Here is a 22,913-nt window from a genome sequence, read left to right as displayed (position 1 = left end):
ATCGCACACGCGACCGAACGGCGGCGCAGCATGGAGAGACGGGCATCCCGCCGCGGCGGGATGGCGCCGCTCGTGCCTGCGGGATTTTGTGCCGTGCCCTCCTGTACCTGCGGCGACCGCGCCCCGTCGCGTCATCCCTTTTCGGTGTCGTCAGCGTGCCACGCGCATCCCGACGATCGTCCGGTGCCGACCGAACAGCGATGCGTATCCGGGCAAGATCTGGAGACGGCGTACCGCACTCACCGCGCGTCGCTCTTTTATTTCCTGCGCCGCAAGGCGGGAGCAGAGGAAGCGCCCGATCTTGTACAGGAAGTTTTTGCGCGCGCCGCAGGAAGCGCGCAGCGCGACCGGCTCGCCAACCCCGGCGGTTTTCTGCGCCGCATTGCCCAGAACCTCTTGATTGACCGGGCGCGCCGCCGCAAGTCTGCGCCCACGGCCCTCTTTTCGCTGCGCGAAGAAAGCGATGCGGCAACCCCGGCGACCCAGGAATGGAATCTCGAAGCCGCTGATCTGCTGCGACTTTATGAGCAGGCGGTTGACGCCATGCCGCCGAAGACACGCCGTGTCTTTCTCATGCACCGGGTGGACGAGTTCTCCTATCGCGAGATACATGAGCAGCTCGGCATCAGCATCGCGACGGTGGAATATCATATGATGAAAGCACTCGGTCTGATCGCAAAGGTGGTGGACGGCGAACAATGAGCGGAGCCGGCGGCGATGATTACACGGTCGATGAAGTCGCACGGGCCTGGCTCGTTAAACTGCGCGGCGGTGATGGAGATGCACTCCGCGACGAGTTCGATGCGTGGCTGCAGGCATCGGCCGAGCATCGCGAAGCCTATCGGCGCGCAGAGAAGCGCATGGCCGCGCTCGCGATCCTCAAGACGTCACCGCGCCACGGAACGGCACATGCCGACGCGCGGCGCGGCCGGGTTCGCGGCTGGTTCGCATGGGGCGCTGCCGCCACCGCGCTCGCGCTTCTGATCATCGCAATCGGGGCCGCAGGCGCCCCGCTTCCCGGCCAGCCTGGCGTCGCAGCAAGGGCATTCGCCGCCGAACCCATAGAGACGCAGCGCGGCGAGATCCGGACTTTCCGTCTTGCCGACGGGTCGAGCGCGACGCTCGACACCGACAGCCGGCTCGACGTTGCGTTCGCGAAGGACACACGCAGCGTTCGTCTGGTCAGGGGACGGGTGCGGCTTTCGGTCGTGCGGGGCGATGTCCCGCTGAAGATCGAGGCGGGGCGCGGCGGGGCGATAGCCAATGATGCCGAGATCGATCTCAGTCTCGACGCGGAGGGGACCGTCGTCGCATCGCTGCGCCGCGGCGCGGCCGAGGTGCGCGCGGATGGGGATAGCGGAGAGGCGAAGCGAGTCGAGGCGGGAAGCGCGCTTGCCTATGGGCCGGGCAAGCGGCTCGCGCCTGTCGCGGCGCCGGCGACGGTCATTCCGGCCGGCTGGCCCGCGGGCTGGGCGGACTATCGGTCGATCAGGCTCGGCGCGCTCGTCGCCGAGGCCAATCGCTATGCGGCGGTCCCAATCGTCATCGACGATAGCGCGATAGCCGCACGCGAGGTGTCGGGCCGCTTCCACATCAGTGAGACCGAGGCGTTTGCCGAACGGATCGCAATGCTGCTCGACCTAGCGGTCGACAGCCAGGCGGACGCCATCCACCTCAGCCGCCGATAATTTTTTCATCGGGCGGCTAAGGTCGCTCGGCTTCTTTCGTCAATGCACCCCCACTGGCCGCCCTGTCTGATGCGCGGCCGAGAATATCGGGGGAGTAATAAAGTTGAAAAAGTTCCGTTTTCTGACCGCGCTACTGGTGGGGAGCGCTACCTGTCTTTCACCGGCGGCCGCGAAAGCCAATCCGTCGGAGCGCCGGTCCTACGATCTGCCGGCACAGGACCTCGGCGACGCGTTGCGCAGCGCCGCCACGCTTGCCGGAATCGAGCTTTACGCATCGTCGCGCGATCTCGAGGGCAAATCCGCACCGCCGCTGAAAGGCATTTTGTCGGTGCGCGAGGCAATCGAAGCGCTGCTGGCGGGCAGCGGCCTTATCGCAAGGTTCGAGGCGGGCGCCGTGATCATCTCGGACGGATCTCAAGCGGCCTCGCCGCTCGCCGCGAGCGAAGACGAAGCGATTGTCGTGACCGGATCGCGCATCGCAGGGGCCGCCCCGGTCGCTCCACTGATTCGCGTGACGGCGGAGGATATCCGCAAGGCCGGCCAAAATGATCTTGGCGAGGTCGCGCGCAGCCTGCCGCAAAATTTCGGTGGCGGGCAAAATCCCGGCATCGGCAACGGCCAAGGCGCTGGTAACGAAAATGCCAACGTCAATGGCGCTTCGACGTTCAACCTCCGCGGCATCGGCCCGAACGCTACGCTCACTTTGCTGAACGGCAATCGCTTTGCCTATACCGGCGTGTCGTCGGTGATTGACGTCAGCGCGATCCCGGTGTCAGCGGTCGAGCGCATCGAAATCAGCGCCGATGGCGCGTCGGCCATCTATGGCGCTGACGCGGTCGCGGGTGTCGTCAACATCCTCCTCAAGCGCGATTATGAAGGCGTGTCGGCGATGGGGCGGCTCGGCGCCTCGACCGATGGCGGCAATTTCCAGCAACAGGCCGGACTGGTTGGGGGCTCGGTATGGGCTTCGGGCGGCATCATGGCAGCCTATGATTTCACCCGTTCCACGATGATCCGCGCGGGCGACCGCAGCTATACCGCCGCTGCAAATCCGGCAACGACCCTCTTCCCCGCGCAGCATCGTCACAGCCTGCTTGCGAGCGGCCATCAGGTGCTCGGCGAGAATGTCACCCTCACCGCCGACATGCTATACAAGCGCAGCCGCAATCACAGCGTGACCGCATTCACGCTCGGCTCGACCCCCGAGACATCGGGGTTCGATGCGGTGAGCACCTCCGAGATTGTCGGTATCGCACCAGGGCTTGCGATCGAGCTTGGCGGCGACTGGACCTTCAAGACGGCGGGCTTTTTCGGCACCGACCAGACGGGCGGCGCGACGCGGCTCTTCGCGGGCGGCGCGGAGCTCGCGCGCATCGACCGACACTTCTTCAACCGCAACATCGCCATCGAAGCGGGATTTCAGGGACCGCTGTTCGCACTCCCCGCGGGCGAGGTCCGTCTCGCGATCGGCGGCGGCGCGCGGCGCAATTTCTTCCGGTCGGTGGCGCCGACGGGAACGCTCGCGCGGCGCCGCGACAATATCTTCGCCTATGGCGAGATTCATATTCCGCTGGCGGCGCCCGCCGAGGAGATCTCGGGGCTGCACCGTCTCGCGCTCACGGCGGCGCTGAGGTTCGAAGATTATTCGGACGCCGACGGGATCGTCACGCCCAAGCTCGGGCTGGCGTGGGAGCCCATGTCGATCCTGCGGCTAGGGCTTTCATGGGGCCGCTCGTTCAAGATGCCGACGCTCGCCCAGCAATATAGCGGCTACACGGCCGTTCTGGCACCTGCGTCGCGCTATGGCGCCGGCCTTCCGGCGACGGCGACAGTGCTCTACGCTGCGGGGCCGGACAGCCGTATCGGGCCTGAGCGCTCGGAAAACTGGACGCTGAGTGCGCAGCTGACCCCGGTCCAGGGCCTCGACCTTACAGTGTCATGGTTCGATATTGATTATCGCGACCGCGTCGCCACGCCATTCGCCTCATCCGCGGGCGCGCTCGACAATCCGGTTTTCGAGGATTCGATCACGCGCGCGCCCGGAGCGAACCTGCTCGACGAGATCATTGCCGGGGCCTTGCCGCCATTCCAGAATGTAACGGGCGCCGCCTATGACCCGGCGAATGTCGTGGCCTTTCTGGATCTGCGCGACCGCAACATCGCACGTCAGCGCTATAGTGGCGTTGATTTCACGGTCCGCTATCGCTTTCCCCTCGGCGGGGGCGAGTTCTCGCTCTCCGGAGCTGCGACTTTGCTGCAAAGCCGCCAGCGAATCCGACCCGACGCGCCATGGACGAAGCTGGCTGGCACGATCTTCCATCCCGCGCGCCTCCGGGCCCGGGGCGGCATTGCCTGGGCTGACCAGATGGTGTCGGTCGCTGCTTTCATCAGCCATTCGGGAGCGCTCGACGATGACCGCCGCGCCACGGCCGTGCGGGTGCGCGGTCTCACAACATTCGACCTCAATGGCGAGCTGGGGGTCGCGAGCGGCACCCGGGTGACGCTGAGCGCGCTCAACCTTTTCAACGCCAAGCCTGCGGCGATCTTCACCGCGTCGCCCGCAGAAACCCCCTATGACACGACTAACTATTCCCCGGCGGGGCGGTTTCTCGGCATCACGCTTCGGACCGAGTGGTGAGGATGCGGTATCCGCTATTATCTGCTCGGGCCAATTGGCTGGTATGGGGCGTGATTGGCGCCGCTGCCGCACTGATCTCCTCTCCGACTTTGGCCGGGGGAAGACACTGGACGCTCGACGATCAGCTGAGCGTTCCGGAGCTTCGAGCAATCGCTATCTCCGCCGATGGCAAGAGGGCTGCCTATGTGACGCGCATCGCCGACAGGCCAAGCGACAAGACGGTCGCGGTATTGACGCTGGTCGATCTCGCGACCGGCGCGAAGCGCGAGATCTTGCGCGCGGGCTGGATCGACCAGCTCCGCCGCATTCCAGGAAGCGAGGCGTGGAGCGCGCTGATCGATCGCGGCGAAGGAGTCCAGCTTTACCGGGTCGAGCCTGACGGACGGGTCGCACCGATCATCATCCACCCGGCGACGGTGCGGTTTGGCGAGGTCGACGGCTGGCTCCTGCCGGGATTTGCGCATTCCCCGCTCGGCATCGGGGTCAAAGCCTATAGCTGGTCGCCTGACGGTCTCTGGCTCTTTTACATTCTGCTCGACGCCATCCGCCCGGAACGCGGGGTGCAGCATGACGAGGAGATTGCCGAACAGCGCGGGATGCGACGACCGCGCGGACAAGCGACCGCCTCGCTCTACGTTCGCGCCGCCGACGGTTCCATCCAGCTGGTTGCCAAAAGACCGCGAAGCGATCTTCGTTCGATCTTTTCGAAGGGCGACGTCAACTGGTCCGCGACCGGATTCGAATATGTCCTGATGGATGCCGAGGAAGGCGGCCGCCAGCGCAAGCGGACGATGGCCTGGTCCTTTGCCGAAAAGCGATCGCGCGAAATCGGATCGACGGTGCAAGTTGCGTCCTGGATGCTGCCCGGCCCTCGTGGCGGACGTCTCACGGCTGAAGGGGTTGGCGGGAGCCGCGAGATCGTCGAGACAGACCAGAATGGCAAGCGATACAGCTATGGTCATTTCCCCTTCTCCATCGGGCACGGAGCCGGCTTCGGCGGTTTCCGGACGGCCGATGGGCGCCGCGCGATCGTCAACGCGCGGACGATTGAGGATCCGCGCTATGGGATAGCCGTGATCGAGGCAAAGGGATTGCGGACCATCTGGGGGAAGGCGAGCCTGATCCAATGCGATTTCACGCCAACGCTCCGCAACGGCGCATGTATCGCGGAGGGGCAGAGTCGGCCGCCCTCGATCGTGACGATCGATGTCGACGCCGGCAAGGTGGAACAAGTCGCATCGGTATCGGATCAGCATGACGAAATCGCGCCGCTCGAGGTTACACCGCGAACCTGGACCAATCGCTACGGCCACAAGGCCACGGGCTATGTCATATGGCCGCGCCATTATGTTACGGGACGGCGCTATCCCGCGATCGTCATTACGCACGGTTACGACGCCGATCAGCGTTTTGCCGTTCAGGAAAACCAGTGGGAATATCCGGCGCAAGTGCTGGCCGAGCGCGGATATGTTGTTCTCCTGATCAACATCCCAAGTTCGCGGTTCAACAAGGATCTGCACGATGCCGATAGGGCATGGGCAACGGAGCGCGGCCTAATGCCACCTGAGGAGATGCGGAAGCTTCTTTGGCTGACAGGGGTCGCGAGCTTCGAGACCGCTATCCAAGAACTGGCCGCAGCAGGGGTAATCGACAGGGAGCGCGTCGGTATCGCGGGCTACAGCCGCGGATCCCAGCTGGTGAATGTCGCGATGACGCAATCGAAAATATTCCGTGCGGCGTCCAGCGGCGACGGTGCCTATCTTGAGCCTGTGTATGAGCCGGACATGCCCGAATCCTACCGTGCGGTCTTCGGCGGATCACCGTTCGATCCGAAATTTCTGCCAAATTATCTCGCGCTGTCGCCGTCGCTGCGCACGGGCGAAGCGTGCGGTGCTATCCTGCAGCAAGTCGCAGCGCCGCACGCCGGCGCGATCGATTTCTACCGGGCACTTCGCGCAGCCGGCGTGCCGACGCAACTGAGCCTGTTCCCCGGAGAGGATGACAGCTCGGACGAAACCCACATCTTCCACATTCCGTCCAACCGGATGGCCGCGATGCAGGAAAATCTCGCCTGGTTCGACTATTGGTTGAAGGGGGAACGTGACCCTCTATCCCCTTCGGCGAGCCGCTATGCGGAGTGGGACAGGATGAGGGATGCCATTCCGGCGCGTTGTCGGGCCGATGAGCGCACCGGTGCCTGATCATCGACCTAGCTTCGTCCCTCCCACCAGCGCACCCAGGTTTCGGCGCCACACAGCGTGAGAATCCGGTGGTCGCGACCGTCGTCCTGCCAGGCGGCCTCCGCTGTACGATCGAGATAGGCCGGGTCGAGAAGGCCCGCTTCGACCAAGCGGCCGCCGCGTAATAGGTGGAGCGCCTGTGGCATCCGCGCGTCAAACACGCGTCGCAGAAAACCACTCGGGCTACCCTTGGTTCGCCGCTCGTGAACGAGCGGCGGCAAATCAGCGGCAAATGCCGCCCGCGCGACAGCACGATCGCGGCTACCCCTTACCGCGTACCAGGTGGGAATCGACAGACCGAGCTCGAGAATGGGCTGCGAAAGGAGCGGTGCGATCTGAGGCGACGCGCTGTCTCTCGGATAGAGCTCGATGCTCTTCTGCGCGCGGGCGAGCATGGCCACATGGGCCTTCTTGCCGGGGAGCGCGCCGGTTGGGGCCGCCAGCCACGGGTGACGATCGCTTGCATCGAGGGCCATCTTCCCGGCCTCCGTCGTCAGGCCAGCGAGATCCGCTCGGATGGGGTGAGGGTGGCGCCGCTTCCGCACGCGCCGCCAGCCGTGCGCCCACACGCTTGTGAGCGGCGACCCGGTAAGATCGGCAAGATAACGCGCGGTCGCAAACAGTCCGGGCATAGGCCCGCAGGCGAGAAAGCGGTCTGCCAGCGGCGCAGCGCTGTGCATGTTGCAGAAGATATTGTCGCCGCCATTCCCAGTGAAATAGGCATCAACACATTTCTGATCGTGGAGTTCGGCATGAACAGCTGCGATCGCCTGCATGAGATGCGAACCACTTGGTATCGGACTGTGAGGCAGAACGGGACGCGACAAATCGACCGTTCCCGCATCGTAAAGGCGCGCTTCAAGTCTGCTGCCAAGCTTGGCGGCAAGCGCTCCAGCGTAGCGCCGCTCGTCGCCATCGGTCCCAGGCTCAGCCATAGTAAGGCAGCGGAGACCTGGCGCGCGAGGGATCGCTGCCGCCGCGACAATCGAACTGTCGACACCCCCGGAGACGCCGAGCAGTATAGAGTCGAAACAGCTCGCCCATGCGCCGACCGATGCCTTGACGACGGCCCGCAACTGCTCTGCGGTTTCTTCGAAACCGAGCCGGGGACGATAGCGAACATGCGTCCATGGCGACCACGCCATGTCTATAGCGGTGCGGGAGTTCGTGGCGGTGAGCCGCTCACCCGGCAGCAGTTCCTCGATTCCCGCAATGCCGGTCTTACGGCCAAGCGCGTCGACACTGGCGAACATCCGCGCGAGCACCGAAAAGTCGATCGCGACGGATCCCGGTTTGGCAAGAGCGCCCATGTCACTGGCAGCGCGGACGCTGCCGCCCGATCGCTTCAGATAACAAGGAAGCATCCCAGAGGGATCGCGCAACATGCAGACTCCGCCGCTCGGCTCGGCAAAAAGCGCTACATATCCGCCCCAATAATCCGCAAGCAGCGACGCTCCGCGCGTCGCGACCGCCCTTCGCTGCTCGTCGGGATCGAGTTCGATAATGCGGCCGCAGGGGCTTTCGCGGCGAAACAGATAGCCCGCAATACAGCCCTCTCGCCCGAGCGAGACCAGCGGCAGCCCGCACCAGACCCGCATGTTGGGGGTCGTATAATCTGGCACTAACACGCCCTCTGCCAGCGGAGAGAGGCTGTGGGCGCCAATTTCAGCGCGGAACCAAAAGCTCATGACACGGCTGCAATCGGTTCGAAGTTCATGACCCGGTCGAGCGGGTCGCTCAAGAGGTAGTCGCCCGATTGCACCCAGCAGTGCGCAGCGAATGGAAGCCGGACCCCGATGACGAGCGTCGACCTCAAGCTGCGACGGGCGAGCATCGAACGTAAAGCGACAGCATTGGCGAGGCACTGATCCTGTGCTTGGGAATAGCGCGCGGCGCGCTGAAAGGCGGCAATGAGCGGAATGCACTCCCCGATATCCGAGAGACCATCTGGCGACGGCATAAACAGCGTCGACATCTGTTCGCGCTTCACTCTTCGCCGCGCGAGAGCCTGCGCGGCGAGCATTTCCACAACGGTGGCAATGCGAGGTGGTGGAAGGGGGCCCTCGAGCAAACTGGACGTTGCAACTGTTGGCAGGAAGGTTGGCACCGCGGGCTCGCCGCGCTCTATCAGACCTTGTTCGGTCAACCAAGAGACGGCTTCGGGACTCGACTCGCCGGCTAGGAAATCCGAAAAATATCCGGCGGCCCTCCCCTCCAGCAGAAAGTATCGGCTTGCCGCGATATCCAGAAAGATAATGCGCTCCCCGATCGCGCAATAGCGGAGCGAGGAGCGAGGTCGATAAATTGACGCGGCGCACGGCAAATCGGCGTGCAGCCGATTTCCTTTTGCATGCCGCATCGGTCAATCCTCGTCGCTGATGCCGCCTTGACGGACTTTCATCAACGTCTGGAGATCGACGGGCCCTTCGAGATCAACGCCGCGAGTGGCCGTGAGCGCCTCACCGAGGTCGATGATCTGGGTCTCATGGGTATTGCTTTTCATCTTTAGTCCTTCCTGAAAGGCTCGAGTTGGCGAAGGGCGTGCGGCGCCCCCGGGCGCCGCACGCCGGACGCTTCAGTCGTCGGCCTGGATGCCGCCATTGCGGATCTTCAGAAGGGTCTGGAAGTCGACCGGACCCTCGACGTCGACGCCGCGGGTTTCGATGCGCGCATCGCCGAGATCGACGATGTTGTTTTCGAGCGTTTTCATGGCATTTCTCACTTCAAGACGCGACCAGAATGAGTCGCATTCATGAAGTTATACCCCGGTTTCGGGGGCATCCATTTTATAATTCATTTATAATCGGATACCAGGTCATAAAAAAGGCGACCGAGCCAAGGAAATGCACGTCGGGGCGCATTCCGCTACCTTTAGCTTTCGCCTGGACATGCGTAGCGGAACCCGGTCACACACCTCATTAATTTCGAAGTGCGGGTTTTCATTCAGGATTGTATGGTCGATTGGCAACGACAACTGGAGCCGGAATTGGATGTTCCAGCGTTCTCGGTCAGCGGCGTGAGCTCCGGAGGCGGGGAACAGCCGCGCCGGCCTGGTCGAGCACTGACATGCGCCGGATCGATCGCCAGCAACTGCGGGACAGCGCCTGAATCAAGATCAAGACAATGCGGCAGGGCAAGAATGGTCGCGGTCGCCCTGAGCCCCAACGGAGCGACGATTATGCTGCCGGCACGCTTGCGGCCTTGCTCGTGGAGATCGTGGACGAGCGCAGCCGCATGGTGATATCGACCAAGGTGAAGCCCCAAAGCCATGGCGTGTGCGATGTCTGGGGCATTGACGAACCTTGGCCGGAAGGATGCGAGCCGAAATGATAGTTGCGCTTGTTCTCGCGGCCGCGGTCGTTCCTGCGGGCCAATCCTTCGATTGCACGCCCACGGCCGTTTGGGATGGCGACGGGCCGATCTGGTGCGCCGAAGGGCCGCACATTCGCCTGTCGGGCATCGCGGCGCGCGAAATGGACGGCTCATGCCGTCCCGGCCACCCCTGCCCGGCCGCCGACCCCGTTGCCGCCCGCGATCATCTCGCCGAGCTCGTTGGCACGCCGCAGGGCAAGTTGCGAACCGGCCATGTGAAAGTCAGCGGCCCGACGATGCACTGCCGCTCCGCGGGCGGCGCCGGGGGAAACCGGACAGCGGCCTTTTGCGTTTCGCCGAAGTCGGGGGATCTTTCGTGCGCAATGGTGCGGAACGGATATGCTGCCAAGTGGGACCGCTATTGGCAGGGGCATCGCTGCCCATGAAGGATCGCGCCACCGTCGCTATCGGCCTGGCGCTCGCGACCGCCGCAGTCGGGACCTTCGCCTACGCTGTCTGAAGGCGGCTCGTCGGCTGAATCGACTCTTTAACCCCTTCGTGGCAGTCTTCCGACATGGGCAAGAGGGGCAACAGCAACATAGGAACGATTGCGCTCGTGGCGCTGTTTGCGTTCGTTGCCGGCAAGCTGTCGAGTGAAGATCCGAAGCGCAGCGCATACGTGGCACCCCAGGCTCTTGTTGGCCAGGCGCCAGCCAATTACGATCCCAGCGCCTCTTATGCCGAGCCCGAGCCCTTTGCGCTCCAGCCGCAGCGCTTTGTCTCGGACGAACCGCAACGGGCCTTCGGAAGTCGGCCCTTTCGCAATTGCCGGGAAGCACGCGCGGCTGGCGCTGCTCCTGTTCGCATCGGCGATCCCGGCTATGCGCCGCGGCTCGATCGCGATGGCGACGGCATCGGTTGCGAGTGATATCGCCCGAGTATGAACTGTAGGCCTGTGCGCTCCACGCCGAGAAGGAGCACGTGGGCGCGCAGGCCACAGTTCATCGCCGAGCGGGTGCATGTCTCGGCCATGACGCGCGACATCTTGGACGTCGAGCGTTGGCGGGCGATCGCCGATAGCTTCAATCAACTTCAAGCGGCCAATGCGTGACTGCCTCACGGAGCGTTCCATCTCGCCACCGCCGAATACTGTTTCAAATTTGCCCGCGCCGCCTAGGCGCGACTTCTGAACTCCAACTCCGGGAAACCCTCGGCCGCCGACTGATCGAGCGCGTCATAATATAGGTTGGCGCCGCCGAAATAGATCAGCACGCGTGCACCCTTGTCGTCGCGATTGGCGCCCATCATCCATGAATTGACCTTGTCGCCTTCGGCCATCAGTGTCTGGCCATGGATATTCGCGGTCGCCGCGGTCCATTCGCGTTCCGCAGCTTCGCGTGGTTCGAAGATATCGAACCCTTCATTTTCCATCTTGGCGATGCAGCGCGAGATCCAGATGGCATTCTGCTCGATTGAGGTCGGCAGGTTGGCGAATGGCGCCTGCGGACCAGTGACGACGAACATGTTGGGGAAGCCGGCGACGCATACCCCCATGATCGACGAGGATTCGACCTGCCATTTTTCCCGCAGCGTCTGCCCTCCTTCGCCGCGGATGGGAAACGCTTCGAGCGCGCCGGTATAGGCCTTGAAGCCGGTCGCCAGCACGATGATGTCGAATTCATAATCGGCAAGCGTAGTGCGCACCCCCGTCTCGGTAATCTCGACCAGAGGCTCGCGCTTCTTGATATCGACCAGATGGACATTATCGCGGTTGAAGGCTTCGAAATAGCCATGGTCGAGCGGCGGGCGCTTGGCGAACAATGGATAATCGTCAAAGCTTGGCGTCAGCAGGTCGGCGATCGCGGGATCCTTGACCCGCTCGCGCATCTTGGCAGCGATGAAATCGCCTGCGATCCGGTTGGCTTCGGGGCTGGCAAGCAGATCGTCGAAGGTTTCGAACACCCAGCGGAAACTACCGGTCCAGTTTTCCTCGAAAATCCGCTGCCGTTCCTCTGGCGGAGTATCCAGGACGTTGCGCCCGACCGGACTGTCAAAGGCCATGCCGAAGACATGGTTGCGGCACTTGGCCACGATCGCCGGGTAATTATCCTTGATCTCCTTCTCCCACTCGGCAGTCATCTCTTTCTGCATCGCGGGCAGGACGTAGTTGGGCGTGCGTTGGAACACCGTCACGCTTGCTGCGGTTTCCGCAACGACCGGTAGCATCTGGACGGTGGTCGCGCCCGCACCGATGATGCCAACCTTTTTGCCCGCATAATCGAGCCCCTCTTGCGGCCAGCGCGAGGAATGAAAGATCGGTCCTTGAAAGCGATCCATCCCTGGGATTTTCGGAATCATCGGTTCCGAGATCATCCCCATACCGCTGATGAAATATTTGCACGTATAGACGTCACCGTCGCCCGTCGTGACCCGCCAGCACCCGTGCGAGGCCTCATATTCGGCTTCGACAATTTCGGTGTTCAACTGGATGTGCGGCCACATGTCACACCTGTCGGCGACGAAGCGCATGTAATTTTGCGTTTCCTCGCGGCCTGGATAGCGCTTGGACCACGACCATTCCTGCAACAATTCTGGCGAGAAGGTCAGGCAGTAATAATAGCTTTCGCTGTCGGTCGCAGCGCCCGGATAGCGGTTCCAGGCCCAGGTGCCGCCTATATCGGACGCACGGTCGAACACGCGGATATTCAGCCCGATCTCGCGGAGGTAATGGATCAGCGCCAGTCCGGCAAAGCCGGCACCGATGACGATCGCATCATAATCGAACGCCTCTCGGTCGTCGCGATTTCGGGTGGCCAGGCTTGTATCGGCGTTCGTCGTCGTCATCACTCTCTCCAATCATCCGACGGCGCCTTGTCCGACGCTCGTCATTTTGCCTCAGGGTTCCTGTCGCACCGCCACCCGATCGGGGTCGGCGACCCCGATCTCGGCCAGAATCTCGCTTCGCGCCGAATCACGCCGCCACATCGTCGGCACGACGACCTCGGTGTCGCCGAAACGCGGCGCCGGATGCGGCTGCAGCCGCCCGTCGGCCTCCAGATAGCTGCCCCGCGCCCGGTTGTGCGCGTGCGTCGGGGCTTCGGCCATGGTCAGCACTTCGGTGTAGCAGCAATCGCGCAACTGCAATTTGTCGGTCCAGGCAGCCCGGGGTGCCGAGGCAAAAATCTCTGCCAGCCGCGCCTTCATCGCCGGCCAGCGGCTCTGGTCGTGCTGCGCCGCGAACAGGGGGTCGCCCGTAAGCCCCAGCGCGTCAATCAACCGCGCGTAAAATTGTGTCTCGATCGCGCCGACCGCGACAAACTTCCCGTCGGCGCAAGCATAGCAGGCATAGAAGGGGGCTCCGCCGTCGAGCAGGTTCCGGCCGCGCCCCTCGTCCCACATCCCGTTATGGGCGAGCGACCACATTCCCGCCATTAGCGCCGCCGACCCTTCGGCCATGCTGCAATCGATCACACGTCCCCTGCCGCTATGCCGCGCCGCCAGCAGCGCCGCGACGAACCCGAAGGCGAGCATCATCCCCCCGCCGCCATAATCGCCGATCAGGTTCAGCGGCGGCGGCGGCGGCTCGCCCTCGCTGCCCAGCGCGCCGAGGCAGCCGTTGAGCGAGATGTAATTGAGGTCGTGTCCTGCCATGTCGGACAACGGGCCTTCCTGCCCCCACCCGGTCATCCGGCCATAGACGAGCGCCGGATTGCGCTGCATCAATATATCGGGACCAAGTCCCAGCCGCTCTGCCACGCCTGGCCGGAACCCCTCGATCAAGCCGTCGGCGGTTTCGGCCAGCCGGGAAACGATCTCGACCGCCTCGGGCTGCTTGAGGTCGAGGGTGATCGAGCGCCGCGAGCGCAGCAGCACGTCTCGACTCTGATCCTGGGCCAGCGGGTCGCTGCCGCCGGGGCGATCGATACGAATGACCTCGGCACCATGGTCGGCGAGCATCATGCCGCAAAAGGGGGCAGGACCGATGCCCGCCAATTCGATGACCCGCACGCCATCGAGTACCGGCCGCATCGAGGTCGTATCGAGGCGCTGGACAGGCGTCATAGGGGCCGCTTTCGGGCGATATGATAGCGCTGCCTGCATCGAGCCGCGCGCGTCGCACGCGCGAGCGAATGGCTTACCATGCTCTGCAACGGCACCAGATCGACAGCCCGGGCCAAGCCAACTCTCCCAATAAACCGGCGCCGCCATCGGCATCCGTCTAATTTATTTGCTAGCGTCTAGCAAATGAAATATCAAGCGTAAAACTGGTTGGTTATTATCTTGATTTTATTAATTTAAATGAGATTCGCCAAGCGAATCAATATGCGATGCCAAAGGCCTTGGCGGTGGAGCGGCGGAACGCTTCGAACTGTTTAGGCAGATCGACGCTGCCGGGTGCGACCAGCCACTGATAAATCGTCCCGAAGATGAAACTGCAAAAGCCGAAAGCATAGCATTCGGCATCGACCGACGGGTCGATCTCGCCGCTTGCGATACCTTCCTTCACCCAATGCGCCACGTCGCGGCGATAAATTTCGTGATACGCTGCAAGATGGTCGCGCACATCATTGTGCGAGCTGATCGATTCAAACCACAGGATGTACATCGCCTGCATGTAACCCGAATGGCTTGCCAGAAAGCCCTCGACCGCGCGCAAGGCCGCCAGACACGCCTGCGCGCCGCCGCGGGTGCCCACCTTGTTCGCCAGCTCCTGCGTCCAGCCGGTGTTGAAGTGCAACACCAGTTGCCCGAACAGTGCATCCTTCGAACCGAAACGGCTCGATGCCAGTCCGCGCGAATAGCCGGCGCGTTCGCCGACCGCCTTCAACGTCGTCGCGTGGGTTCCTTGTTCGATGATCAATTGCATCGCGGCATCGAACATGCGCGCATCGGACAGCGCAGTGCGCTCCGCCTGGGTGCGGCGACTGGCGCGCGGCTTGGCGCGTCCCTTGACGGGCTCGACGCGATGGCTTTCGGTCACTTCGCGCAGCGACGCCTTGCCTTTCATCGAAGACGGTGCGTTCATGAAAATTCGTCAACCCTTTCAAAACCCGTCCGGCCGTTTGCGACCGCGGCACGCAGGGCCTGCTTGTCAATCTTGCCGACGCTGGTCAATGGTAGCCTGTCGGCATGCGCCCAATATTCGGGAATCCAGAAGCGCGCGACCCGGCCCTGCAACGCCGATCGCAGACCCGCAAAATCGGGACGGGTGCCGTCGATAGTGGTGACGATTGCCAGCGGCCGCTCCTCCCAGCGTGGGTCGGCAATGCCGATCACCGCGGCCAGATCGACCCCGGGCAGGCTCGCGACATGGTTCTCGAGCTCGGCCGACGGAATCCATTCGCCACCCGATTTGATCAAATCCTTCAGCCGGTCGGTGACCTGGACATAACCACGTTCGTCGATCGTCCCGGCATCGCCGGTGTCGAGCCAGCCGTCGCCGGTCAGGACGCCTGCACCGGCGCCGCGGTGATAACCGCGCGCGATCCACGCCCCGCGCAACTGCAGTCGACCGACGCTCCGGCCATCCTCGGAAACCGGTTGGCCTGCGTCGTCGACCAGCCGCACCCGGACCCCCGCCACCGGACGCCCACTTTTGGCGCGCAGGCGGCGTGCCTCGTCGGGCGGAGCATCGGCGGGCGGATGCGACAGCACACACAGCGGGCTGGTTTCGGTCATGCCCCAACCCTGGATCAACGGGATAGCCCAGCGGCGCTCGACATCGCGGATCAGCCCCTCCGACACCGCCGATCCGCCAGCCACGATAACCCGAAAGCTGGTCATATCGACCGGATCGCTCGCATCGGCGAGCAGCAGGTCGTTGAGGATCGTGGGAACGGTCGCGGTAAAGGTCGGCGCGGTCGCGCGGATCATCGCGCGGATCGCCTCGGGCTGCAAATGGGGGCCCGGCAGCACGAAGTCAGCCCCGGCGAGCCAGCCAGAAAAGGGCAGGCCCCACGCATTGGCGTGAAACATCGGCGGCAGCAGCAGAATCGTATCGCTCTCGCGAAGCGCAAAGGCATTGGCCGCCATCGACGCCATACTGTGCAGGAAAATGGTGCGATGCGAATAGACGACCCCCTTGGGATCGCCTGTCGTTCCTGATGTATAGCAGGTCGCCGCAGCGGCGGCTTCATCGGGAACCGGAAAATCGGCAAGCGGCGCGTGCTCGGCAACGAAGGCCTCATAAGGCGTCCAGGGTTTTTCCAACTCCGCGAGTCCAGTCGTATCGCCGGTGACGATGATACGCACTAGCTTGTCCGACGCGTTCATTTGCGGCAGCAGTCCCGCCAGCAGCGAACCGTCGGCGATCAGAAACGCGTCCTCGGCATCGGCGATGATATAACGCAGCTGATCGGGATGCAGGCGCAGGTTGAGCGTGTGCAGGACCGCCCCCATCGCGGGAACGGCCAGATAGGCCTCGAAATGCGCAAAATCATTCCAGCTGAGCGTCGCGACGCGGGTGTTCGGCCCGACGCCTGCGGCCTGCAACGCCGCCGCCAGCCGGCGCGCGCGTTCGGCGGTCTCGGCATAACTGCGCCATGTCACCTGTTCGCCATCGAACAGTCCGATGCGGCTGTTTGCGTAAATCCGCTCGCCATGCGCCATGATCGTCGCAGTGCCCAGCGGCTCGTGCATCATGGTCGCGTCCATCACGCCATCCCCTCAGCCGCGGCGATCCGCCGTGCGGCTTCCAGCAATGCAGGAACGTCCTTCTCCAATCCGCGCTCATAGGAGCCATCGACCTGACCCTGCCGAAACAGTCCATAAGCGCCTTCGACGATCGCGGCGAGCCGCCAAAGCGCGAATGCCTGGAAATATCCCAGATGGTCGATCGACAGCCCGGTCGCATTCGACCAGCGCTGCGCCAGCTGCGAACCCGTCACCACGCCGGAAAGGTTCGACACGCGCTGGACGAAGGCGAAGCCGAGCGGCAGACGTTCGTCGCGGTTCCACATCGCGGTGACCAGCCCGACATCGACCATTGGATCGGCGAGCGTCGCCATCTCCCAATCGAGAATCGCCCGCACTTCCGGTGCATCGGGGGCCAACAGAAGGTTGTCGAGGTGATAATCGCAATGAACGATGCGCACTGCTTCCGGCTCCGGAGCGTTCTCCGCTAGCCAGGCGCCGATCGCCTCGATCAGCGGAAGGTCGCGGACGGCATGGGCGGATCGCACCGCCCGCCACCGCTCGATTTGACGGACCACGAAGTTTCGCGCCTTTTCGATGTCGCCCAGACCGGCAGGCACCGGCGCGATCGCATGGACGCTCGCCAGCGCGTCGATGAGGGCGTGGCCGATCGTATCGCGCGTCGCGACGGTGTCGGGATAGGCGGGCGGCAGGGCGTCGGTGATCGCCGTGCCGCCGACAAACCGGGTCAGCGAAAAGGGCGCGCCGAGCACCGCCGGATCGTCGCAAAAGAGGATCGGTTCCGCAACTGGCGCCCTGCCGGCGATTGCCGAGGTAACTCGATACTCGCGCGCAATGCCTGCAGCCGCCAGGTCCGACACGGTATCCGCGGGCGGATGGCGAAGCACCATCGGTCCTTGCGCGGTTTCGACCAGACTGGTCACATTGGCATTGCCGCCCGTCAGCCGCCGAACGATCCGTGCTTCGGAAATTCCGGCTTCACGCTCCAACCAGCGGGAAAGCCGCTCGGCCGGATCGCTTACAACCTGCACAGAAGTCCGCCGTCGTTCGAGATGATTGATCCGGTCATGTAGGGCGACCCCGCGACCCACCAGACGACGTCGGCGAGTTCCTCGGCGGTGCCTTCGCGGCCGAGCGGGATGCTGGCGACCAGCTTGGCCTTGGCGCGCGCCGAAATGCCCGCGGTCATCTCGGTCGCGGTAAAACCCGGAATGACATAATTGACACGGATCCCACGCCGCGCGAGTTCGACCGCCAGCACTTGCGTCAGCCCGGCCAGTCCCGCCTTTGACGCGCCATAGGCGGCGTCGCCGGCAAAGCCGCGCAGGCCGACGACCGCGCCGATGTTCACTATCGATCCGCCTGCGCCCATATGCGGCAAGGCACCGCGCACGAAGTTGAGCGGCCCCGACAGGTTGGTATCGAGCACCGCCTGCCAATCGCCCTGCGCCAGCGAACCGATCAGTCCGCCGCGATGCAGGCCGGCGTTGTTGATCAGGACATCGATCCCGCCCCACCGCTTGGCAATTTCCGCACAGCAATCCGTGACCGATGCCGGATCGGTCACGTCGGCAGCCACCCCGATCGCGGCCTTGCCGATCGCTTTCGCCCGGGCTTCGATATCGGCGCCGCGCGCTACCAGCGCTACGCGATCACCCTTGCCGGCCGCCAGCCGGGCAATCGCCAGGCCCAAGCCTCGCGATGCCCCGGTGACGACCCATCGGCGCGGCGCAGCTTTCGTCGGTGTCGTCATCGCCGGCTCGCTCAGAAGGTCTGGGTCACGGCGACACCCCATGTCCGGCGCGGACGCGGCGCGGCATAGCTCCACACTCCCTGAACATCGTAACCGATCGTCCAACCCTTTTCGTCGGCCAGATTCTTCCCAAATAGGCTGATGGTTGTCCGGTCGAACCGTACGTTGATCGAAGCATCGACCAAATATTGGCCGCTATTACGCAGGTTCGGGTTGTTGAGGAATGTAATCTCGTGCGGGCCGATATAGTGGACGTCGCCCGAGATCCACGCCGACGCGTTGCTGCCGATATCGGCCTCATAGGTCCCTCCAACGCTCCAAGTCCATTTCGGCGCGCGGCGAATCTTGAGGAAGCTCGCGTCGATCGGGGTCCCGGTGCTGTAAATGTCGCCCATGAAATCCTTATATTTTGCATCGAGATAGCCAATGTTTCCGTTGAGCGTAAAGCCGTCGACGGGGCGCGCGGTCAGATCGAGCTCGAAACCCTTGAGCTCGGCTGACGCAGCGTTGATCGTTCGGTTTTCGCGTCCGGTCGAGGTTCCCGGCGCCGGGACGTCGAGGTCCTGCTGCATGTCGTTATATTTCATCAGGAAGGCGGCGCCGTTCAGGCGCACGCGCCCGTTCGCGAACTCGGTTTTGAAGCCGGCCTCGTAATTGTCGAGGGTTTCGGGGTCATAAGGAATTGTAGCAGCGCCGATCGTCGACGGGCGCCCGTTGAACCCACCACCTCGATAGCCGCGCGACCACAGGGCGTATATCATCGCCTGATCGGTAATTTCGTAGCGAAGCGAAACGCGCGGCGTAAATTTCGACCAGCTCGCGCGAACCGGATCGGCCATGACGATCGCGCCTGGCGCCGTTCCGACCGGATTTTCCTCGACCGTCGTGTCGTAAAAGAAGATCGGCAGATCGTTGACGATGCTCGACTTCTTGTCCTTGGTGTAGCGCGCGCCGACCGTCAGTGTCAGCCGATCGACAATTTCGTAGTCGGCTTCGCCATAGATCGCCCACGATTTGTTGGTCTGCCTGACGTCCTGCGCGCTGGTGAGGAGCGCAGGCCCGGCAAAACCGATATAGTTCTTGAGGTTGATCGTGTAGGCCGAATCCCAAAGATAGGCACCGAGAACGAAGCTCAGCGGACCCGATCCGCCCTTCGTCAGGCGCAGCTCGTTGGTCGTCTGCCGCCAGCGCGCCGGCCGATCGGTGTGATAGAGCGTCTGCGGCCCGGCATCGAAATCCTGGTTGATCGCTTCATTGGTTTTCAGCCAGCCGAAAATATAGTCGACCTGCATGTCGGAGCCGAGATCGTAGCTGGCCTTGGCGATGGCCATATCGAGTTTGAATGTCGCGTTCTTTTCAAGCCGGCCATCCGAAACGCTCGTATAGCGGTCACCCGATGTCGGCACCCCCGGGGCAGGCGAACATTGGCTGTAGGCAACGCAGAACAGATCGGTCGGCCGGTTGACCGCCAGAAGTTGGGGCGGATCCTGCTTCGTCTTCTGGTGATCGTAGCTGAGCTGAATGTCGAGCTTGTCGGTAGGTTCGAACAGCAGGGCGCCTGAGACGGCGTAGAATTCCGATCGCTGACCGTTCTGGTTCTGAAAGCTGTTGAAGATATAGCCGTCGGATTTTTCATATGCGCCGCTGACCTTCACCGCAACATTGTCCGACAGTCCGGTGCTGGCGACCCCTTCCACCTTCCAACTGTCAAAGCGGCCATATGTGATCCGGGCCTTGCCGGTCAGGTCGTAGGTCGGGCGCGAGCGCGCGAGATTGATGACCCCACCGGTCGCATTGCGTCCGAACAGCGTCCCCTGCGGCCCGCGCAGAACTTCGACACGGTCGATATCGATCGCTTTCAGCAGGCTGCCCGAGCTTTGGCCGATATAGACATCGTCGAACACCACGCCGACCGCGGGATCGACCGATTTCTCGACGTCGGCAACCCCGATGCCGCGAATATAGACTGCAGCTACGCCGCCTGGTCCCTGCTGGGTATCGTCGATCACGATGTTAGGCGACGAGTCGGCAAAATCGCGGACATCAGAATCGAACCGCCGATCAAGCTCGCTCGCCGACAGCGCGCTGATCGATGCCGGCACGTCCTGCATGCTTTCTTCGCGCTTGCGCGCAGTGACGACGATTTCTTCGAGGCCGCCGGACGAAGCGGCCGGCGGTTCGCCACCAGCCTCCTGCGCGCTCGCGGCCGATGCCGGACAGACTATCATTGCGGCGGTGGCGAGCAGGCGCACGGATTTGACGCGATCGATCATGGTCATTTCTCTCCCATCGGCGGGCGTGTGATTTTTCTCGCGGATGCGCTGTGCAAAGCTCGCGAGTCACGCTCCGATTTCAGAATGACCCACTTGGTTGTTTTCGACAAGCAAATTTTGATAGCGCCGCAATTTAGGCAGAAGATGATAAGGCCATATATTTGTTTAATATCATTTTTTCGCCTATTTTTCGAGATCAAAAATATTGTTGCTTGTTCTCAACTAGTAAGTGTGTAACAAGATTCGCTATCAAAGAGACGGATTGGGAGAGTGCAGAATGACAGGCCGGCTGAACGGTAAGTCGGCGTTGATCTCGGGCGGCGCAAGCGGTCTGGGCGAAGCGCAGGCGATCCTCTATGCCCGCGAAGGCGCCGCGGTTCTGATCGGCGACGTTCAGACCGAAAAGGGCCGGGCGGTGGTCGATACCATCACCGGGGAAGGCGGCAATGCGGCTTTCATTCATCTCGACGTGACCGACGCCGCCAGCTGGGCTGCTGCGGTTGCCGACGCCGTCGCGCGGTTCGGCCAGCTGACGACGCTGGTCAACAATGCCGGCATCTTCCACCCGGGCGGGATCGTCGATGAGACACAGCAAGGCTGGGACCGCATGATCGCGATCAACCAGACCGCGGTCTTTCTGGGGATGAAGGCCGCTGTTCCTGCCCTGCTCGCCGCGGGCAATGCGGCGATCGTCAACATAAGCTCGCTCTACGGCCTGATCGGCAGCCCGAACGCCATTTCCTATCACGCCTCCAAGGCCGCGGTGCGCGTGATGGGCAAAGCAGGCGCTCTCGAATTCGCCAAGCAGGGCATCCGCGTCAACACGATCTTCCCCGGGCAGATCAAGACACCGATCCTCGGCGACATCACCCCCGAACAGGATGCGGCGATCAAGGCCTCGATCCCTATGGGCATCGTCGGCGAACCTATGGATATCGCCTATGCCAGCCTCTATCTCGCATCGGACGAAGCGAAATATGTGTCGGGCGCCGAGCTCTGGGTCGATGGCGCATGGTACGCGGGGCAATGAGCGTGGACATGCGCGCAAGGACCCTTGACTGATGGCCTGGGATTTTTCGACCGACCCCGAGTTCGAGGCGCAGCTCGAATGGATGCGCGGTTTCGTGGCCGAAGAGATCGAGCCGCTCGACCTTGTTTTTCGCAACCCCGGCGCGCACGTCGATCCGCGCTCGCCCGCGGCGCGTGCCATGGCGCCGCTGAAGGAAGAGGTCAAACGGCGCGGCCTGTGGGCCTGTCATCTTGGCCCCGAGCTTGGCGGAAAGGGTCTCGGCCAGCTCAAATTGGGTTTGATGAACGAAATTCTCGGCCGCAGCCGCTTCGCGCCGACGGTGTTCGGGACGCAGGCGCCCGATACCGGCAATGCCGAAATTCTCGCGCGCTTCGGGACCGAGGATCAGAAGGCCAAATATCTCCAGCCCCTGCTCGATGGCGAGATCGTCTCCTGCTATTCGATGACCGAGCCTCAGGCCGGCGCCGATCCCGCCGAATTCACCTGCCGGGCGCGCCTCGACGGCGACGAGTGGGTGATCGACGGCGAAAAATGGTTTGCCAGCCACGCCTGTATCGCCGAATTCCTGATCGTCATGGTCATCACCGACCCCGATGTCCCGGTCCATCAGGGCTCGACCATGCTGATCGTGCCGCACGACACCCCTGGATTGGAGATCGTGCGCAACACCGCAGTCGGGCCAAAGGATGAACTCGGAAGTGGCGTCCACGGCTACCTGCGCTTCACCGGTTGCCGCGTGCCGGAGGCGAGCCGCCTTGGCCCGGTTGGCGAGGGCTTCAAGGTCGCACAGTCGCGCCTTGGCGGCGGACGCATCCACCACGCAATGCGAACCGTTGGCATGCTCAACAAGGCGATGGACTATATGACCGAGCGCGTCGTCAGCCGAACCACCAAGGGCGAAAGGCTGGCCGACAAGCAGATGGTGCAGGAGAAAATAGCCGACAGCTATACGCAGATCCTGCAGTTCCGGCTGCATGTGCTCTACGCTGCCTGGCTTCTCGACCGCGACAAGTCCTATACGCGACCGGTACGACGCGAAATCAGCGCGATCAAGGCAGCGATGCCCGGGGTGCTTAAGGACGTAGTCTATCGGGCGCTGCATCTCCATGGCTCGCTCGGCATGTCGAACGAAACGCCGCTGATGGATATGTGGCAATATGTGCCCGAAATGGGCATCGTCGATGGTCCGACCGAGGTTCACAAGGTCGGAGTAGCAAAGGATATCTTGCGCGATATCCGCCCGTTCGACGGCCTTTTCCCAAGTTATCACGTGCCGACGCGCCTCGCGGCCGCGCGCGAAAAATTTGCCGCTTTTCTCGACTGAC

The 22,913-nt window shown here is 63.1% G+C and carries 20 protein-coding genes; 9 read left to right on the top strand and 11 right to left on the bottom strand.

Annotated features, from left to right (window positions below):
* Positions 1-60: 60 nt before the first annotated feature.
* The 4 genes from P1IM2_RS04450 to P1IM2_RS04435 all read left to right on the top strand — a co-directional run bounded on the left by P1IM2_RS04450 (position 61) and on the right by P1IM2_RS04435 (position 6,527).
* Positions 61-702 (top strand): RNA polymerase sigma factor, encoded by a 642-nt coding sequence (locus P1IM2_RS04450; protein WP_260833903.1) that lies wholly within the window; start codon positions 61-63, stop codon positions 700-702.
* Entirely contained in the window at positions 699-1,688 is a 990-nt protein-coding gene (locus P1IM2_RS04445; protein WP_186401534.1) for a FecR family protein, read from the top strand. The genes P1IM2_RS04450 and P1IM2_RS04445 overlap by 4 nt, the downstream gene beginning before the upstream one ends.
* A gap of 103 nt (positions 1,689-1,791) precedes the next feature.
* Positions 1,792-4,326: a TonB-dependent receptor gene (locus P1IM2_RS04440; RefSeq protein WP_186401533.1), complete on the top strand. Its 2,535-nt coding sequence runs from the start codon at positions 1,792-1,794 to the stop codon at positions 4,324-4,326.
* A 185-nt stretch (positions 4,327-4,511) separates the two neighbouring features.
* On the top strand, positions 4,512-6,527 hold the full coding sequence (locus tag P1IM2_RS04435; protein ID WP_186401532.1) for a prolyl oligopeptidase family serine peptidase: 2,016 nt from the start codon (positions 4,512-4,514) through the stop codon (positions 6,525-6,527).
* Between the two features lie 8 nt (positions 6,528-6,535).
* On the opposite strand, the gene P1IM2_RS04430 is transcribed toward P1IM2_RS04435, so the two are convergent.
* The 4 genes from P1IM2_RS04430 to P1IM2_RS18835 form a co-directional block, all read right to left on the bottom strand.
* Complete coding sequence (locus P1IM2_RS04430) at positions 6,536-7,831, bottom strand: asparagine synthase-related protein (RefSeq protein WP_186401531.1); 1,296 nt, start codon at positions 7,829-7,831, stop codon at positions 6,536-6,538.
* A 419-nt stretch (positions 7,832-8,250) separates the two neighbouring features.
* Positions 8,251-8,925: a lasso peptide biosynthesis B2 protein gene (locus P1IM2_RS04425; protein WP_186401530.1), complete on the bottom strand. Its 675-nt coding sequence runs from the start codon at positions 8,923-8,925 to the stop codon at positions 8,251-8,253.
* A gap of 3 nt (positions 8,926-8,928) precedes the next feature.
* The gene (locus P1IM2_RS04420; protein WP_186401529.1) at positions 8,929-9,069 is read right to left on the bottom strand and encodes a hypothetical protein; all 141 of its coding nucleotides are present in this window, start codon (positions 9,067-9,069) and stop codon (positions 8,929-8,931) included.
* A 72-nt stretch (positions 9,070-9,141) separates the two neighbouring features.
* Positions 9,142-9,276 carry a hypothetical protein gene (locus P1IM2_RS18835; RefSeq protein ID WP_260833902.1) on the bottom strand — a complete coding sequence of 45 codons (135 nt, stop codon included), beginning with the start codon at positions 9,274-9,276 and terminating at the stop codon, positions 9,142-9,144.
* 413 nt (positions 9,277-9,689) lie between these two features.
* Here P1IM2_RS18835 and P1IM2_RS04415 point away from each other — a divergent pair, with 413 nt between their 5' ends.
* The 3 genes from P1IM2_RS04415 (at position 9,690) to P1IM2_RS04405 (ending at position 10,806) form a co-directional block, all read left to right on the top strand.
* Entirely contained in the window at positions 9,690-9,896 is a 207-nt protein-coding gene (locus tag P1IM2_RS04415) for a hypothetical protein (RefSeq protein WP_186401528.1), read from the top strand.
* A complete protein-coding gene (locus P1IM2_RS04410) occupies positions 9,893-10,324 on the top strand; it encodes a hypothetical protein (protein ID WP_186401527.1) in 432 nt (143 codons plus the stop codon). Before P1IM2_RS04415 ends, P1IM2_RS04410 begins: the two co-directional genes overlap by 4 nt.
* A gap of 128 nt (positions 10,325-10,452) precedes the next feature.
* Positions 10,453-10,806, top strand: a complete 354-nt coding sequence (locus P1IM2_RS04405; protein ID WP_217372865.1) for an excalibur calcium-binding domain-containing protein — start codon at positions 10,453-10,455, stop codon at positions 10,804-10,806.
* Between the two features lie 245 nt (positions 10,807-11,051).
* Here P1IM2_RS04405 and P1IM2_RS04400 read toward each other — a convergent pair whose 3' ends face one another.
* From P1IM2_RS04400 to P1IM2_RS04370, 7 genes are all read right to left on the bottom strand, one after another.
* The gene (locus tag P1IM2_RS04400; RefSeq protein WP_186401526.1) at positions 11,052-12,722 is read right to left on the bottom strand and encodes an NAD(P)/FAD-dependent oxidoreductase; all 1,671 of its coding nucleotides are present in this window, start codon (positions 12,720-12,722) and stop codon (positions 11,052-11,054) included.
* 51 nt (positions 12,723-12,773) lie between these two features.
* The gene (locus P1IM2_RS04395; RefSeq protein WP_260833901.1) at positions 12,774-13,940 is read right to left on the bottom strand and encodes a CaiB/BaiF CoA transferase family protein; all 1,167 of its coding nucleotides are present in this window, start codon (positions 13,938-13,940) and stop codon (positions 12,774-12,776) included.
* Positions 13,941-14,196: 256 nt separating this feature from the next.
* Positions 14,197-14,904, bottom strand: a complete 708-nt coding sequence (locus tag P1IM2_RS04390) for a TetR/AcrR family transcriptional regulator (RefSeq protein WP_186401525.1) — start codon at positions 14,902-14,904, stop codon at positions 14,197-14,199.
* Positions 14,901-16,532 carry a long-chain-fatty-acid--CoA ligase gene (locus P1IM2_RS04385; RefSeq protein WP_186401665.1) on the bottom strand — a complete coding sequence of 544 codons (1,632 nt, stop codon included), beginning with the start codon at positions 16,530-16,532 and terminating at the stop codon, positions 14,901-14,903. Before P1IM2_RS04385 ends, P1IM2_RS04390 begins: the two co-directional genes overlap by 4 nt.
* On the bottom strand, positions 16,532-17,563 hold the full coding sequence (locus P1IM2_RS04380) for a phosphotransferase family protein (protein WP_186401524.1): 1,032 nt from the start codon (positions 17,561-17,563) through the stop codon (positions 16,532-16,534). Before P1IM2_RS04380 ends, P1IM2_RS04385 begins: the two co-directional genes overlap by 1 nt.
* Complete coding sequence (locus P1IM2_RS04375; RefSeq protein ID WP_186401523.1) at positions 17,551-18,285, bottom strand: SDR family NAD(P)-dependent oxidoreductase; 735 nt, start codon at positions 18,283-18,285, stop codon at positions 17,551-17,553. Before P1IM2_RS04375 ends, P1IM2_RS04380 begins: the two co-directional genes overlap by 13 nt.
* A gap of 11 nt (positions 18,286-18,296) precedes the next feature.
* Positions 18,297-20,564, bottom strand: coding sequence for a TonB-dependent receptor (locus P1IM2_RS04370; RefSeq protein WP_186401522.1), 2,268 nt, complete (start codon positions 20,562-20,564; stop codon positions 18,297-18,299).
* A 271-nt stretch (positions 20,565-20,835) separates the two neighbouring features.
* Here P1IM2_RS04370 and P1IM2_RS04365 point away from each other — a divergent pair, with 271 nt between their 5' ends.
* Both P1IM2_RS04365 and P1IM2_RS04360 read left to right on the top strand, forming a co-directional pair.
* A complete protein-coding gene (locus P1IM2_RS04365; RefSeq protein ID WP_186401521.1) occupies positions 20,836-21,588 on the top strand; it encodes a glucose 1-dehydrogenase in 753 nt (250 codons plus the stop codon).
* Positions 21,589-21,619: 31 nt separating this feature from the next.
* Positions 21,620-22,912, top strand: coding sequence for an acyl-CoA dehydrogenase family protein (locus P1IM2_RS04360; protein WP_186401520.1), 1,293 nt, complete (start codon positions 21,620-21,622; stop codon positions 22,910-22,912).
* Position 22,913 lies beyond the last annotated feature (1 nt).

The sequence above is a fragment of the Sphingopyxis sp. P1IMeth2 genome (genome assembly GCF_900185685.1).
In the GTDB taxonomy this organism is placed as follows: domain Bacteria; phylum Pseudomonadota; class Alphaproteobacteria; order Sphingomonadales; family Sphingomonadaceae; genus Sphingopyxis; species Sphingopyxis terrae_A.
The sequence above is the reverse complement of the archived record's forward strand: the minus strand, read 5'-3'. Positions and strand labels throughout refer to the sequence as shown.

Excerpts from the sequence above, each read along its gene's own strand:
- P1IM2_RS04375 (WP_186401523.1), bottom strand. The coding sequence starts at position 18,285 with ATGACGACACCGACGAAAGCTGCGCCGCGCCGATGGGTCGTCACCGGG.
- P1IM2_RS04370 (WP_186401522.1), bottom strand. The coding sequence starts at position 20,564 with ATGACCATGATCGATCGCGTCAAATCCGTGCGCCTGCTCGCCACCGCC.
- P1IM2_RS04420 (WP_186401529.1), bottom strand. The coding sequence starts at position 9,069 with ATGAAAAGCAATACCCATGAGACCCAGATCATCGACCTCGGTGAGGCG.
- P1IM2_RS04405 (WP_217372865.1), top strand. The coding sequence starts at position 10,453 with ATGGGCAAGAGGGGCAACAGCAACATAGGAACGATTGCGCTCGTGGCG.
- P1IM2_RS04425 (WP_186401530.1), bottom strand. The coding sequence starts at position 8,925 with ATGCGGCATGCAAAAGGAAATCGGCTGCACGCCGATTTGCCGTGCGCC.
- P1IM2_RS04410 (WP_186401527.1), top strand. The coding sequence starts at position 9,893 with ATGATAGTTGCGCTTGTTCTCGCGGCCGCGGTCGTTCCTGCGGGCCAA.
- P1IM2_RS18835 (WP_260833902.1), bottom strand. The coding sequence starts at position 9,276 with ATGAAAACGCTCGAAAACAACATCGTCGATCTCGGCGATGCGCGCATC.
- P1IM2_RS04400 (WP_186401526.1), bottom strand. The coding sequence starts at position 12,722 with ATGACGACGACGAACGCCGATACAAGCCTGGCCACCCGAAATCGCGAC.
- P1IM2_RS04395 (WP_260833901.1), bottom strand. The coding sequence starts at position 13,940 with ATGACGCCTGTCCAGCGCCTCGATACGACCTCGATGCGGCCGGTACTC.
- P1IM2_RS04445 (WP_186401534.1), top strand. The coding sequence starts at position 699 with ATGAGCGGAGCCGGCGGCGATGATTACACGGTCGATGAAGTCGCACGG.
- P1IM2_RS04360 (WP_186401520.1), top strand. The coding sequence starts at position 21,620 with ATGGCCTGGGATTTTTCGACCGACCCCGAGTTCGAGGCGCAGCTCGAA.
- P1IM2_RS04450 (WP_260833903.1), top strand. The coding sequence starts at position 61 with ATGGCGCCGCTCGTGCCTGCGGGATTTTGTGCCGTGCCCTCCTGTACC.
- P1IM2_RS04365 (WP_186401521.1), top strand. The coding sequence starts at position 20,836 with ATGACAGGCCGGCTGAACGGTAAGTCGGCGTTGATCTCGGGCGGCGCA.
- P1IM2_RS04385 (WP_186401665.1), bottom strand. The coding sequence starts at position 16,532 with ATGGACGCGACCATGATGCACGAGCCGCTGGGCACTGCGACGATCATG.
- P1IM2_RS04390 (WP_186401525.1), bottom strand. The coding sequence starts at position 14,904 with ATGAACGCACCGTCTTCGATGAAAGGCAAGGCGTCGCTGCGCGAAGTG.
- P1IM2_RS04415 (WP_186401528.1), top strand. The coding sequence starts at position 9,690 with ATGCGGCAGGGCAAGAATGGTCGCGGTCGCCCTGAGCCCCAACGGAGC.